The 13929-nt window shown below is 63.1% G+C and carries 13 protein-coding genes and 1 pseudogene; 9 read left to right on the top strand and 5 right to left on the bottom strand.

Annotated elements, in window-relative coordinates:
* The first annotated feature begins 72 nt into the window (after positions 1 to 72).
* Entirely contained in the window at positions 73 to 660 is a 588-nt protein-coding gene (locus tag GA645_RS28625) for a MarC family protein (RefSeq protein WP_152227802.1), read from the top strand.
* 8 nt (positions 661 to 668) lie between these two features.
* Complete coding sequence (locus tag GA645_RS28620) at positions 669 to 1451, top strand: N-acetylmuramoyl-L-alanine amidase (RefSeq protein WP_152227800.1); 783 nt, start codon at positions 669 to 671, stop codon at positions 1449 to 1451.
* Here GA645_RS28620 and GA645_RS28615 read toward each other — a convergent pair.
* Together GA645_RS28615 and algB are read right to left on the bottom strand one after the other, a co-directional pair.
* On the bottom strand, positions 1448 to 3241 hold the full coding sequence (locus GA645_RS28615; protein WP_152227797.1) for an ATP-binding protein: 1794 nt from the start codon (positions 3239 to 3241) through the stop codon (positions 1448 to 1450). The genes GA645_RS28620 and GA645_RS28615 overlap by 4 nt on opposite strands.
* Positions 3238 to 4584: a sigma-54-dependent response regulator transcription factor AlgB gene (algB, locus tag GA645_RS28610; protein WP_152227795.1), complete on the bottom strand. Its 1347-nt coding sequence runs from the start codon at positions 4582 to 4584 to the stop codon at positions 3238 to 3240. Before algB ends, GA645_RS28615 begins: the two co-directional genes overlap by 4 nt.
* Before the next feature lie 220 nt (positions 4585 to 4804).
* Between algB and GA645_RS28605 the strand changes: the two genes are divergently transcribed.
* The 4 genes and pseudogenes from GA645_RS28605 (at position 4805) to GA645_RS28590 (ending at position 6963) form a co-directional block, all read left to right on the top strand.
* Positions 4805 to 5683, top strand: coding sequence for a BON domain-containing protein (locus GA645_RS28605; RefSeq protein WP_152227793.1), 879 nt, complete (start codon positions 4805 to 4807; stop codon positions 5681 to 5683).
* A 271-nt stretch (positions 5684 to 5954) separates the two neighbouring features.
* A complete protein-coding gene (locus GA645_RS28600; protein WP_152227792.1) occupies positions 5955 to 6221 on the top strand; it encodes a hypothetical protein in 267 nt (88 codons plus the stop codon).
* Positions 6222 to 6311: 90 nt separating this feature from the next.
* Positions 6312 to 6473 carry a DUF1328 domain-containing protein gene (locus GA645_RS28595; RefSeq protein WP_152227790.1) on the top strand — a complete coding sequence of 54 codons (162 nt, stop codon included), beginning with the start codon at positions 6312 to 6314 and terminating at the stop codon, positions 6471 to 6473.
* A 34-nt stretch (positions 6474 to 6507) separates the two neighbouring features.
* A pseudogene (locus GA645_RS28590) lies at positions 6508 to 6963 on the top strand (inhibitor of vertebrate lysozyme family protein).
* Between the two features lie 180 nt (positions 6964 to 7143).
* On the opposite strand, the gene GA645_RS28585 reads toward GA645_RS28590, so the two are convergent.
* Together GA645_RS28585 and wrbA are read right to left on the bottom strand one after the other, a co-directional pair.
* Positions 7144 to 7803, bottom strand: coding sequence for a DUF3313 domain-containing protein (locus tag GA645_RS28585; protein WP_152227788.1), 660 nt, complete (start codon positions 7801 to 7803; stop codon positions 7144 to 7146).
* 22 nt (positions 7804 to 7825) lie between these two features.
* Positions 7826 to 8422 (bottom strand): NAD(P)H:quinone oxidoreductase, encoded by a 597-nt coding sequence (wrbA, locus tag GA645_RS28580; protein ID WP_152227786.1) that lies wholly within the window; start codon positions 8420 to 8422, stop codon positions 7826 to 7828.
* A gap of 305 nt (positions 8423 to 8727) precedes the next feature.
* Between wrbA and gltP the strand changes: the two genes are divergently transcribed.
* Both gltP and GA645_RS28570 read left to right on the top strand, forming a co-directional pair.
* Positions 8728 to 10077, top strand: a complete 1350-nt coding sequence (gene gltP, locus GA645_RS28575) for a glutamate/aspartate:proton symporter GltP (RefSeq protein ID WP_152227784.1) — start codon at positions 8728 to 8730, stop codon at positions 10075 to 10077.
* 230 nt (positions 10078 to 10307) lie between these two features.
* Entirely contained in the window at positions 10308 to 11537 is a 1230-nt protein-coding gene (locus tag GA645_RS28570) for a nucleoside recognition domain-containing protein (RefSeq protein WP_152227783.1), read from the top strand.
* On the opposite strand, the gene GA645_RS28565 is transcribed toward GA645_RS28570, so the two are convergent.
* The gene (locus GA645_RS28565) at positions 11519 to 12175 is read right to left on the bottom strand and encodes a serine protease (protein ID WP_152227781.1); all 657 of its coding nucleotides are present in this window, start codon (positions 12173 to 12175) and stop codon (positions 11519 to 11521) included. The two genes, GA645_RS28570 and GA645_RS28565, sit on opposite strands and share 19 nt — an antisense overlap.
* A 423-nt stretch (positions 12176 to 12598) precedes the next feature.
* Between GA645_RS28565 and GA645_RS28560 the strand changes: the two genes are divergently transcribed.
* Positions 12599 to 13891, top strand: coding sequence for an MFS transporter (locus GA645_RS28560; protein ID WP_152227779.1), 1293 nt, complete (start codon positions 12599 to 12601; stop codon positions 13889 to 13891).
* Positions 13892 to 13929 lie beyond the last annotated feature (38 nt).

The following is a 13929-nucleotide window of genomic DNA, read 5'->3' as shown; positions in this document are numbered from 1 at the left end:
GTTATCCACAGAGACTTTCCTGAGCCGCGCTGCCGCCCGGTCGGGCGTCTTTCCTGCCGGAGTTTCCCGATCATGCTCGGCGTCGCCGTCCTGATCTTTCTGATCACCGACCCGTTCGGCAACATCGCGGTGTTCCTCGCCGCCCTGAAATCCGTCCCGGCCGAGCGCCGGCTCAAGGTCGCCCTGCGCGAACTGCTGCTCGCACTCGGCCTGCTGCTGATCTTCCTCACGCTTGGCGAGCACATCCTTACCGGCCTCGGGCTGTCCAAAGAGGCGACCGGAATCGCCGGCGGCATCATCCTCTTCGTGGTCGCCATGCGCCTGATCTTCCCAACTCCCCAGGGCGTACTGGGCGACATGCCCGACAGCGAGCCGCTGCTGGTTCCGCTGGCGACGCCAGCGGTAGCCGGCCCCTCGGCACTGGCCATGCTGATCACCCTGCGGACCACCTACACTGGTCCGTTATGGGAGCTGTACCTGGCGGTGATCCTGGCCTGGGCGGCGACGGCCGTGATCCTGTTGCAGGCCTCGTTCCTCCAGCGCTTCCTCGGTCCTCGCGGGCTGACCGCCGTGGAGCGCCTGGCCGGCATGTTGCTGATCATGCTCAGCGTGAACATGCTCCTGCAGAACCTGCGCAGCGTCCTGCACATCGCAGCGTGAGTGAGTCCATGACCCTACGTGCCCTCAGTCTTGCCCTGTTCGCCCTGCTGCTCGCCGGCTGCGCCGAGCAGGGGCTGCAGATCGATCGATCGCATGTCTCGCGCAACCAGGACAGCCGCATCCAGTACATCATCATCCATTACACGTCGGAGAACCTGCCGCGTTCGCTGAAGGTCCTGACGCGTGGTGAAGTCAGCGCCCATTACCTGATCGGCGACCAGCCGCCGACCATCTACCAGCTGGTGGACGAGAATCGCCGTGCCTGGCATGCGGGACAGAGCGAATGGCAGGGGCGCACCTGGCTGAACTCCACGTCGATCGGCATCGAGCTGATCAATCCCGGTTACCGCGAAACCCCCAGCGGCAAGATCTGGTACCCCTATCCTGACGCCCAGATCGACGCCCTGATTGTCCTGCTCAAGGACATCAGCAAGCGCCAGGGCATCACGCCGGATCACATCCTCGGCCACAGCGACATCGCTCCGCAGCGCAAGGTCGATCCGGGCCCGCTGTTCCCCTGGAAGAAGCTTGCCGACGCCGGCCTGATCCCCTGGCCGAAGCCGGGCGAGATCGCCCGCCGCCTGGGTGAGCTGAATGGCCAGCTGCCCGCTCCACGATGGTTCCAGCAGCAGCTGGCGCGTCACGGTTACGCGGTGCCGCTCAATGGTGTACTCGACGAACAGACGCGCAACGTGATCGCTGCCTTCCAGATGCGCTTCCGCCCGGACCGCTTCGACGGCGAGCCGGATCTGGAGACTGCAGCGCTGCTGCTGGCCGTGCCAACCAGCTAAACCGGCAACAGCACGTAGAAGTGCGAGCCTTTGCCCGGCTGCGAGTGCAGGACGATTCGCCCTCCGTGCAGCTGGACGATCTCCTTGCACAGCGCCAAGCCCAGGCCGGCACCGCCCTTCTTGCTTCCGATCTGTACGAAGGGCTCGAAGATGCGACCCTGCTGGCTGAAGGGAATCCCGTCGCCGTTGTCTTCCACGGCGATCGTTACCCGTTTATCGTGACAGCGTGTCTGCAGCCGGATCACTCCGCCTTCCGGGGTGTGGCGCAGGGCGTTGCTGATCAGGTTGTCGATGACCCGTTCGATCTGCAGGCGATCGAGTTTGAGCGGCGGCAAGCCCTCGCCGGCTTCCATCTGGAGATCGATGAGCTGGCCGCGCGCCTGGCCCTCGAAGCGCTGCCTGGCCTGCGCCAGGATTTCGTTGATATCGCAGGGCTGCAGGTCGAGTTTCTGCGTGCCGCTCTGGTAACGGGAGAAATTCAGCAGGTCGCCGATCAGCATGACCAGCCGCCGCATCTCTTCATCGACCGTGGTGAGCAGATCGTGCTCGCGGGATTCCCTGGGGAATACCAGGTGCTCTGAGAGCAGGCCGAAGGCCATCTGCATGCCGGTTACCGGGGTGCGCAGCTCATGGGAAGCGCGCAGCACGAAGTCATTGCGTACCCGTTCGAAGGCGCGTTGCTCGGTGACGTCGCGCAACACCATCACCGCGCCGATGTTGCGACCGTCGTCATGGGTGACCGGAGACATGCCCCAGGTCAGCAGCCGTCGTTCCCCACTCACTTCCACCACCAGGTCCAGGGGCGTCTCTTCCAGCAGATCACCCGCCAGCGCCCTTCGGATGGCCTGGGTCAGCTCCGGGGTATCCAGCAACTCGCCCAGATCCTTGCCGTGTGGATCGCTCCTGGAGAACAACTGGCGGCTGGCGACCGGGTTGGCATGTTCGATATGGCCGTCGCGATCGAGGATCACCAGGCCGTCGTCGATGCTGTCGAGTACCGCCTGCAAGCGCCGGCGCCCGTAGCCGATAGCCTCGGTGTTGGTCTCCCGATACAGGCGCAGGGCCTCCGCCATCAGACCGAAGCGGCGGCTCAGGGCGGCCAACTCGGCCACCGGGGAAATCGGCAGGGTCAGGTCGAAGTCACCCTGTCCGATCTTGTCCGCTGCCTTGGCCAGGGCGCCGATCGGCGCACCGAAACGGCGGGCAATGCTGTGGGCGGTCACGAAGCCGATCAGCAGGATGGCCACGCCCACCAGTCCGAGCAGCCCGCTGATCAGCAGCGTCCGTGTGCGAGCGTCGCTTTCCTGGGTATCGATATTGCGCATGGCGAATTCATGCAGAGTGAGCAGTTGTTGCCGCAGTGCGTCCAGGTTGCGACCGAGGTCACTGTCATCCAGCAGGTCGGGGAGGCCGGGGCCCGGATTCTCCGTGGCATCGACGAACTGCCGATGGGCGTCGGCGATCTGCTGTAAAAGTTGCCGCTCCGTGTCACTGGCTGCGCGCTTCTGGCCGTGCTCCAGCTGATCGCTGAAGTGCTGGCGGGCAGCCTCCAGACGCTCTCTGCTCGGCTCTGTACTGAGTACCTGGACCAATTCATCACCCAGGGCCTGGCGCAGCTGCTCGCTGACTTCGATGGTGTCGAAATTGCGCTGGATGAGTTCCGCCTGCTCGCGGCCGGTGAACACCACGCTGAACAGCCCCAGCAGCAGCCCCAGCAGGGCCACCGTCATGAGCGCCGAGATGCTCAGGAAGAGCTGCGTGCGCAATGTCAGCGGCAGGGAGAGTTTCACAGGCTGTATTGCTTGCGCTTGCGGTACAGCGTGGATGCGTCGATGCCCAGGGTCTTGGCGGCCTGATCGAGGGTTGCGCTGGAGGCCATCACCGCGGCGATATGAGCTTTTTCCAATTCTTCCAGACTGAGTGCTTCGCCGATGCGCGGTGTGGCGTTCGCCGAGTGCTCGCCAGGGGCGAGGTGTTCTATACCGATCATCTCCTGATTGCAGATGATGCTCGCACGTTCTATTACGTTTCTCAGCTCGCGCACATTGCCGGGCCAGCCATAGCGGCGCAGCAGGTCGCGGGCTTCATCGGTGAAGCCGCGGGCCGGTCGGCCATAGTCCTTGACGAAGCGGGCGAGGAAGCGCTCGGCAAGGGTCAGGATGTCCTCGGCGCGTTCGCGCAATGGCGGCAGGTTCAGCACGATCACGTTCAGGCGGTACAGCAAGTCCTCACGGAAGCTGCCCTGGGTGACCATGCCGGCCAGGTCGCGGTTGGTCGCCGCGAGAATGCGCACGTCGGCGCTGCGCGAGACCGGATCGCCTACCCGCTCGTACTCCTTGTCCTGGATGAAGCGCAGCAGCTTGGGCTGCAGGACCAGGGGGAAGTCGCCGATCTCGTCGAGGAACAGGGTGCCGCCGTCGGCCTGGCTGATGCGACCGAGGGTGTTCTCGGTGGCGCCGGTGAATGCGCCACGGCTATGCCCGAACAGTTCGCTTTCGGTCAGCTCGGCACTCAGCGACGGACAGTTGATGGTCACGCAGGATTTCTTCGCCCGCTTGCTCCAACCGTGGATGGCCCGCGCCAGCTCACCCTTGCCGGTACCGGACTCGCCAAGGATGAGGATATTGGCGTCGGTGGCAGCGACCTGGCGGGCGGTTTCCAGCACGGCGGCCATGGCCGGGCTCTGCGATTCGAGCACTTCGCCCTGCTTGCGCATTTCGCCTTCCAGCGCCTCGAGGCGTGTGGTGAGCTGGTGAACCTCCAGCTGCTTGGCGGCGGCAAGGCGCAACTGATCGGGGCTGCAAGGTTTCACCAGGTAGTCGGCAGCCCCGCCCTGCATGGCGTTTACCGCGCTGTCGATTGCGGAGTGGGCAGTGATGATCACCACGCGCATCCAGGGCGCCTGCACGCGCATCTGGGCCAGCACATCCAGGCCGTTGTCTTCGCCCAGGCGCAGATCGAGGAAACACAGGTCGAACACCTGGTGCAGCAGCAGTGTGTCGGCCTGGGAGGCGCTGCTGGCGGTGGCTACGCTATAGCCTTCGTCTTCCAGGCAATAGCGGAACGAGCGGAGGATGGCGGGCTCGTCATCGACCAGAAGGATGCGGCCTTGTTGCTCAGCCGGTGCGTCCATTCGAGGTGTTCCTCATTATTTGTCTTAGGTTAATTATTAGTCCCGGAAATTTCGTGCAAGTTGCAAAGGCTCTTTCCAGAGCGTCGGGCAGGCTGCAAGGGCAGAGTTATCCACATGGTGGGTAATACGTTGAAATAGAATGACTTATCAACAGGATGGCACTGACAGGGGCGTACTGGTGTCTCTACTGGCAGTACAGAAAATCGCCAAGGAGCGCACCATGTCTATCCCGAAGCTGCTTGTCCTGGCCCTCGGCAGCGTGTTGCTGGCCAGCCAACCGTTGGTCGGCCAGGCCGAGGAATCCACCCTCACCGAGCAACTGGCTGCCGCGCGCCAGGAAGGTTCGATCTGGACCGCCATCAACCTCAACCGCGACCTGAAACCCTTCAGGCTCAGCGTGGATGTGGAAAAGGGCCGTGCCGTGCTCAGTGGCAAGGTTGCCAATGAAGAACAGCGTGCACTGGCGGCGCAGGTCGCGATGAGCGTCGAAGGCATCACCGCTGTGGATAACCGTATTACCGTCGACTCGACACTGGCCAACAGCGAAGCGCCGCGCAGCGATGCGGTGCAGAGTTGGGACGATGCGGCGCTGGCTGCTCGGGTCAAGGCCAAGCTGCTGCTCGATAAGCCCGCCGACGGGCTGGACATCAAGGTCTCCAGCAAGGCGGGCGCGGTCACCCTGGAAGGTACGGCACCCAGCGAGGAAGCCAGCCAGCAGGCCTCCCACCTTGCCGTGCAGACCGAAGGGGTCGCCTCTGTGGATAACCGCCTGAAGGTGGTGCCGGAAGGTTCGTCGACCAAGAAGCTGGAAGATTCCGTGAACGATGCGCAGGCCGCGGTCAGCGATGCCTGGATCACCAGCCAGATCAAGGCAGACGTGGTGGCGCGTCATGCGTTGAGCGGGCTTTCCATCGGTGTGTCCACCCGCGATGGCGTGGTCAGCCTAAGTGGTGTGGTGCCCAGCAGTGCTGAGCGTCAGCAACTGATCGACACCGCGCGCAAGACCCGTGGCGTTCATGAGGTGGACGCCAGCGCCTTGAAGGTGGCCGGGCAGACTAGCGGCCTGTACCGACCGTCCGAGGGGCAGATGCGGTCATGAGCCGCCCAGCCCATTTGCGCGACTTCCCGTGGTGAGCGTTCGGAGTCTGATCACAACCGGGCTTTCGCGGCGAGCATTGCAAAACGCACGGGCAAAGCCCCTTGATCGTGCAGGATGCGTGCGCCGAGGTCCTGCGCGAAAATTCCAACATATTGTTTTAAAAGGATAAAAAAGACAGCCGCAGCTTGGCATGTGGCGTGCAGATTTCCAGGGAAAGCAGCCCATGCCGCCAGCCTTGGCAAGGACGCACGCGACGGTCAGGAGAGTCGGGATGAAGAGCCAAGAAACACATGTCGATGTCTGGAGCCGGGTCCTGCTGGCCATCGCCCTGCTGCTGTTGCTGATCCACCAGGTGCAGTGGGTGTCGCCATCCTATGACGATCCCCGCGTACTTATCCCCAATGCATCCAGCGTGATGCAGGAGGTCTCGCGTTATCCACAGCCTCTTCCGGCCAGGGATAACGTCAGTCGGCACTTGGCCGCGAGGTCTCACGAGCCGCCAGCGTCAATCGCTCGCCATGGCGGCTGGGTGTTCTGAATCGGCGGCGCGCCTGCGAACCGCCCACCTGCGTGGTGGCCTGAACGTCGGGAGAGCGTCCGAATCTACAACCAGAAGAGGAGAAGTCCCATGCTCAGCTGGGCTCTGACATTCCTGATCATCGCCATCATTGCCGGTGTGCTCGGTTTCGGCGGCATTGCGGGCGCTGCGACCAGCATTGCCAAGATCCTGTTCGTCCTGTTCCTGGTGCTGTTCGTCGTGTCGTTCATCGCCGGGCACCGACGGGGCTGACACCTATCCTCCCGATTGGACAAGGAACCTGGCGATGGGCTTCATCCGTAACCTCCTGATCGCTCTGCTGTTTCTGGCTGGTGCCGGGGCCCAGGCCCTGGCCTTGGGGCCGGACAGGATCGCCCGGTACCGGGTCGATCAACTGGTAGCCTCCGATGGACAGTACGGGCAGACCTGGCATTCGGTGGTCCAGAATGAACGTGAGCTGCCCAACTGGGTGATGAGTCTCACCGGCACATCGATGCCGATGCACTCGGTGGACAAGGTGAACGGCAAGTAACTGGTGGGCGAACTCTGTGAAGCCTACGACTGCACCAACCATCGGCTTTATGTGGCCTTCACCTGGGACAAGCGGAAGGCTTACGCCCTCTATGTGAAGGTGCCCGAAAGGCTGCCGCCGGGCCAGGCGCCGAGCTGGCTGGGCGAACCGAGCGAGGCGGTGAAAAGCATTCTGGACGAGGAACTCAAGAGCGATCCGAACTGGTTCTGATCGCGCCTGGCTGAAGGCCTGGCGCATGGCCAGGGGGCCGGGATGTTCGGGGTGATTCAGGCCCTGAGCAACCCAGGGGTACAAGGAGTGCCTCCGCAACGGCGGACCGGGTCAGGGCAAAAGGCTGTGGCGGAACCGGCGTGAGAATGGCCTCACCCCGGTTCCGCAGAGCCGGGCCCGTCAGGGTTTGAAGTTGGCGGCGTCGCGCGCCCAGCCGTCGAGCACGGGTTTCAGGTCATTGAGCGTCAGGCGTGTGCTGGTGTTCTCCAGCGTCTTGCCGGCGCCCTTGCGCACAACCTTGGCCACCGGCTTGCTGGTGGCACCATCCAGCGCTTCCATTTCCACATAAACCTCGGTTTCCTGGTCCCGCGTGCCGATTGCGGTGGTGGTGGCCGCCACCACCAGGGCGATCGGGATCACCTCGTAGGCGTGCAGACCCTCGGTGGAAACGTTTACGCCGGTGATAGCAGTCTTGAGCACCAGGGTGTCGCGATCGGCTTGCTGTACCACGCGATAGCGGCTGCTCAGCTGCTGCTCGATGCGCTGCTTCAGGTAATCGGGAATCGTGTTCAGGGTCGTCTGATCGACGTTCTCGGTAGGCTTGGGTTGCGGGAAGTACACCGGCCGCTCCACCAGCACCGAGCTGTAGTTGCTCAGTTTCAGATTCGGGTCCACCCAGCGCAGCACCGGTTGCCCGCTGGGCGAGGTCGCGGGTTTGAGCTGGGAGTAGTCGTCGAGGAAGCCTGAATACTGCGAGGCGTCCGGTTTCTGGCTGGAGCATCCGGCCAGCGCCAGGGCGCTGGCCAACAGCAGGGTGGGTACTACCGGGAGTCGCGTCATGGAGCGTCCTTTTCTGGAGGGGTCATTGCATGCGAACGGTCAGCTTGGCCACGTGTTCGCCCTGAAATCTCGCCAGGGCCAGTTCCTTTTCGCTGGGCTGGCGCGAGCCATCCGCGCCGGCAATGGTAGCGGCGCCGTAGGGTGAGCCCGCTCGAAGTTCACTGATATCGGTCAATTCCGGTGCGCTGTAGGGCAGGCCTACAATGACCATCCCGTGGTGCGCGAGGGTGTGCCAGAACGAGGTGATGGTGGTTTCACCACCGCCTCCGGTACCGGTGGACGTGAAGACGCCTGCGAACTTGCCGATCAGCGCGCCGTTTATCCACAGGGCGCCGGTCTGATCCAGGAAGGTGCGCATTTGGCCGGCCATGTTGCCGAAGCGGGTGGGTGAGCCGAACAGGATCGCGTCGTAGTCGGCCAGTTCCTGCGGGCTGGCCACCGGAGCCTGCTGGTCGAGTTTCGCGCCGGCATTGCGGGCGATGTCCTCGGGCATGGTTTCGGGAACGCGCTTGAGCGTCACCTCGACACCGGGAACCTTGCCGGCGCCTTCGGCGACGGCTTGCGCCATGCGCTCGATGTGACCGTACATCGAGTAATAAAGGACCAGGATCTTCTTCATCACGGGCTCCTTTCTTCAAGGATGACGGCCATCGGCGGCCGGATAGATTTCAGCCTAGCCGTCTTTGTAAACCGCTGCGTGGCAGGCATCGGGATTCCTGACCCATACGAAAAATCAAGGGGACGGAGATCTGGGACGCCTGTTTCAAGTGCCTTTCCTTATGCCGATTGTGCATAGGGTAGGCATCTCCGGCATTAGACGAGGGAAATGGGTGTAGGAATCATGCGCCCCCTTTTCGCTGGCCATCGGTACCCCGGTGGCGATGCGGAACCCCGACTTCCACAAGAATCAAGGGTGACTCAACTATGGGCAAAGCCAAGCTCAGCCTCGCCTGGCAGATCCTCATCGGCCTGGTACTCGGAATTGCACTGGGCGCCGCGCTCAATCATTTCAGCGCGGAAAAGGCCTGGTGGATCAGCAATGTTCTCCAGCCGGCCGGTGACATCTTCATCCGCCTGATCAAGATGATCGTGGTGCCGATCGTGATTTCCTCGCTCGTCGTCGGCATCGCCGGCATGGGCGACGCGAAGAAGCTCGGACGGATCGGTCTGAAGACCATCATCTATTTCGAAATCATCACCACCGTCGCCATCGTGGTCGGCCTGCTGCTGGCGAACGTGTTCCAGCCGGGCGCCGGCATCGACATGAGCACCCTGGGCACTGTGGATATCTCCCAGTACGCGCAGACTGCCAAGGAAGTCGAGCACCACCATGCGTTCGTCGAGACCATCCTCAACCTGATCCCGTCGAACATCATCGCGGCCATGGCCCGTGGCGAGATGCTGCCGATCATCTTCTTCTCGGTGATGTTCGGCCTGGGGCTTTCCTCGCTGCCGGCACCGACCCGCGAGCCGCTGGTGAAGATGTTCCAGGGCGTGGCCGAGGCAATGTTCCGCGTTACCCACATGATCATGCGCTACGCCCCCATCGGCGTGTTCGCGTTGATCGCGGTGACGGTCGCAAACTTCGGCTTCGCCTCGCTGCTGCCGCTGGCCAAGCTGGTAGTGCTGGTGTACTTCGCCATCGCCTTCTTCGCCTTCATCGTGCTGGGCCTGGCTGCGCGCCTGTTCGGCTTCTCCATCATCAAGCTGATGCGCATCTTCAAGGACGAACTGGTCCTGGCGTACTCCACCGCCAGCTCCGAAACCGTGCTGCCGCGCATCATCGAGAAGATGGAAGCCTACGGCGCGCCCAAGGCGGTGAGCAGCTTCGTAGTGCCCACCGGCTACTCGTTCAACCTCGATGGCTCGACCCTGTACCAGAGCATCGCGGCGATCTTCATCGCCCAGCTCTACGGCATCGACCTGTCCATCGGCCAGCAACTGATGCTGGTGTTGACCCTGATGGTCACCTCCAAGGGCATCGCCGGCGTGCCGGGGGTCTCCTTCGTGGTACTGCTGGCCACCCTGGGCAGCGTGGGCATCCCGCTGGAAGGCCTGGCCTTCATCGCCGGCGTCGACCGCATCATGGACATGGCGCGTACTGCGCTGAACGTGATCGGCAACGCACTGGCCGTGCTGGTGATCTCCAAGTGGGAAGGCGTCTACGACGCGCAGAAGGGTGCCCGTTACTGGCAAGCCATGCAGGACGGTCGCGTCGAAGCGTTCCTTGAAGGTGAGAGCCCGGAGGGCAAGCAGAGCTCCGCCGCTCACTAAGGCATGACGTAGGAGCGGACTCCGTCCGCAATAGGTCTGCATCGCGCCGGAAACCATCGCGGACGAAGTCCGCTCCTACACCGCCTGTGAGCTTACAGCGGTGATCGGCTCTCCCGGTGTACCCTCGACCAGTTATCCACAAGGCCCCGGCATTGCCTGGGGCCTTGTCGTTTCTGGCGTCGGGTGAGCTCGTGCCGCTATCATCCCGACCATTCCAAGGGGGACTCTCCATGCTCAACGGCCTGTGGCTGGGCTTTTTCATCGTCGCGGCGGTTACCGCGCTTTCCCGCTGGCTGCTCGGAGGCGAGGCGACCGTCTTCGCCGCCATGGTGGAAAGCCTGTTCGCCATGGCCAAGTTGTCGGTGGACGTGATGGTGCTGCTGTTCGGCACGCTGACGCTCTGGCTGGGCTTCCTGCGCATCGCCGAGAAGGCCGGCCTGGTGGAGAAGCTCGCGGTCCTGCTCGGCCCGCTGTTCCGCCGGCTGATGCCGGAAGTGCCGGCCGGCCACCCGGCCATCGGCCTGATCACCCTGAACTTCGCTGCCAATGGTCTGGGCCTGGACAACGCCGCCACCCCCATCGGCCTGAAAGCCATGAAGGCGCTGCAGGAACTCAACCCCAGCAGTACCACCGCGAGCAACGCACAGATTCTCTTCCTGGTGCTCAACGCCTCGTCGCTGACCCTGCTGCCGGTGACCATCTTCATGTACCGCGCGCAGCAGGGCGCCGCCGATCCGACCCTGGTATTCCTGCCGATCCTCCTCGCCACCAGCGCCTCCACGCTGGTAGGCCTGCTCAGCGTGTCGGTGATGCAGCGCCTGCGCCTGTGGGACCCAGTGGTGCTGGCCTACCTGATCCCCGGCGCGCTGGCGCTGGGCGCCTTCATGGCGCTGCTCTCCAGCCTGTCCGCCACCGCGCTGGCGCAGCTGTCGTCGCTGCTGGGCAACGTGACCTTGTTCGGCATCATCATGCTGTTCCTCGTGGTCGGCTGGCTGAAGAAGGTTCCGGTGTACGAAACCTTCGTCGAAGGCGCGAAGGAAGGCTTCGACGTTGCTAAGGGCCTGCTGCCCTACCTGGTGGCGATGCTCTGCGCGGTTGGCGTGCTGCGGGCCTCCGGCGCGCTGGAAATGGTACTGAACGGCATCCGCTGGGGGGTCGAAGGCCTGGGCTGGGACACCCGCTTCGTCGACGCGCTACCCACCGCCCTGGTCAAGCCGTTCTCCGGCAGCGCGGCGCGGGCCATGCTGCTGGAAACCATGCAGTCCCATGGTGTGGACAGCTTCCCGGCGCTGGTGGCGGCCACGGTGCAAGGCAGCACCGAGACGACCTTCTACGTGCTGGCCGTGTACTTCGGTGCGGTGAGCATCCAGCGCGCCCGCCATGCCGTGGGCTGTGCGTTGCTGGCGGACCTAGCCGGCGTGCTGGCGTCCATCGGAGTCTGCTACTGGTTCTTCGCCTGAAGGGGGTGGGCGGCGTTCTTCGCCGCCTGCGCCTGGAACAGGCGCCATTCCCGCAGTATCACGCTGTAGGGGACAAAAACGCTCAGCCGAGCCATCCCCGCCTTCTCGGGGCGATCCGGCTGCGCTGACCAGCCCTTGCTGTAGCCGATATTGATCCCCAGCACGCTGCCGTCGCTGGCAATCAGTGGTCCGCCGGACATGCCCTTGGCGATCGCCGCGTCATGGATGCCGTAATGCTCCTGGCTGGATGACCCGGGTTTGACGAACGATGCCGGCCAGATCCGGCCCTGGGCGCTCATCGGGATCAACAGGCTACTGCTGCCCAGGGCGGTGACGGCTTCGCCGGGGCGGAAGTCGCGCCAGCGGGGAACCTGCCCCTCGGCCTTGTGGGTAATGAACAGCAGGTCGCAGCCGGTGCTGCAGCGATACGCCTGGTTCCGCAGGAAAGGGGTATGGGCGGCGGTAACGGCATAGTCGGAATTCCACTGAACGGCGGAGGCGACCATCACGCCCGGCAGTGGCGGTCCGGAAAAAACACTGAAGTAGCGATCGGTCAGCGAACCGTTGGTTTCTGGCGAGACCCATCCGTTGCAACCGGTCAGGACAACCAGAAACAACACTCCCCAATTCATGTTCATTGAAGCTCTCCCTTTGTGTAGGAAAAGCTAACGATTATTTTAGGGAATTTCTTATATAAATTTGAGATTCGTGCAGATGGATTTCTTTCGGAACTTATCTCGATAAGAGAAATATTCCTTAATTGTTGTTTTGAGTTTCAACTTTTTTAAGTGGTCAACTTATTTGAAGTGCATTTATATGTTTTATTGAAAACTGTGATTTGGTAGATAAGTTTTCATTTCCAGACGAGCGGTAGCGAAGCTTTCATGAACCTTTCAATCCCATGAAACATGGGGCCTGACCGCTGTTTTTGATTGTCGAACGACTCCGCTACACATATGGTTACAAATATATCGACCGATAAGTGCCTGCCTGCAGCCTGTCGGCGAGCTGCGACTTTCCTCCGTGGAAGTCTCCCGTATGTCAGCCTGAGTGATGTCGTCATGGCCCCGAATAATTCCAAAGCCAAAGCCGTCTTCCGTGTCGTGAGTGGTAACTTTCTCGAGATGTACGACTTCATGGTGTATGGCTTTTACGCCACCGCCATTGCCAAGACGTTCTTCCCCGGCGACGACGCCTTCGCCTCCCTGATGCTATCGCTGGCGACCTTCGGTGCCGGTTTCCTGATGCGGCCGCTGGGCGCGATCTTCCTCGGTGCCTATATCGACCGCCACGGTCGCCGCCAGGGCCTGATCATCACCCTCGGCCTGATGGCCATGGGCACGTTGCTGATCGCCTTCGTGCCCGGCTATGGGACCCTGGGTGTGGCGGCGCCGCTTCTGGTGCTGCTGGGCCGCCTGTTGCAGGGCTTCTCCGCCGGCGTCGAGCTGGGCGGGGTCTCGGTGTACCTGGCGGAAATCGCCACGCCCGACAAGCGCGGATTCTTCGTCAGCTGGCAGTCCGCCAGCCAGCAGGTCGCGGTGGTGTTCGCCGGCCTGCTCGGTGTGCTCCTCAACCACTGGCTGAGCCCGCAGGACATGGGCGAGTGGGGCTGGCGCGTGCCGTTCTTCGTCGGTTGCCTGATCGTTCCGGCGCTGTTCATCATCCGCCGTTCCCTGGAAGAAACCCCTGAGTTCCAGAAGCGCAAGCATCACCCGAGCCTGTCCGAGGTGCTGCGCTCCATTGGCCGGAACTTCGGCCTGGTACTGGCCGGCACCGCCATGGTGGTGATGACCACGGTGTCCTTCTACCTGATCACCGCCTACACCCCGACCTTCGGCAAGAACGAGTTGCACCTGTCGGACTTCGACAGTCTGCTGGTGACCATGTGCGTGGGCCTGTCCAACTTCATCTGGCTGCCGCTGATGGGCGCGCTGTCCGACCGCATCGGGCGCAAGCCGTTGCTGCTCGCGGCCACCGTGCTGGCGCTGGTCACGGCCTACCCGATGCTGTCCTGGCTGGTGGCCGCGCCGAGCTTTGCGCGCCTGCTGGAAGTGGAGCTATGGCTCTCCTTCCTCTACGGCAGCTACAACGGCGCCATGGTCGTTGCGCTCACCGAGATCATGCCGGCGGACGTGCGCACCACCGGCTTCTCCCTGGCCTACAGCCTGGCCACCGCCACGTTCGGCGGCTTCACTCCGGCCGTTTGCACCTGGCTTATCCACACCCTGGACAACAAGGCCGCGCCGGGCCTCTGGCTCAGCGGCGCAGCAACGCTCGGCCTGCTCGCCACCCTGGTGCTGTTCCGCAAGGGCGGTCGCCTGCGGGAGGGCGCGCTGGCAGCCGCGGGTGACTGACGCGGCTGCGGCGTTCTGTCTCACGGCGGACCCGGGCC

Origin of the sequence: Pseudomonas sp. SCB32 (genome assembly GCF_009189165.1) — a bacterium.
Lineage (GTDB): Bacteria > Pseudomonadota > Gammaproteobacteria > Pseudomonadales > Pseudomonadaceae > Pseudomonas.
Note: the sequence above shows the minus strand (reverse complement) of the source record. Positions and strands in the feature narration are given on the sequence as shown.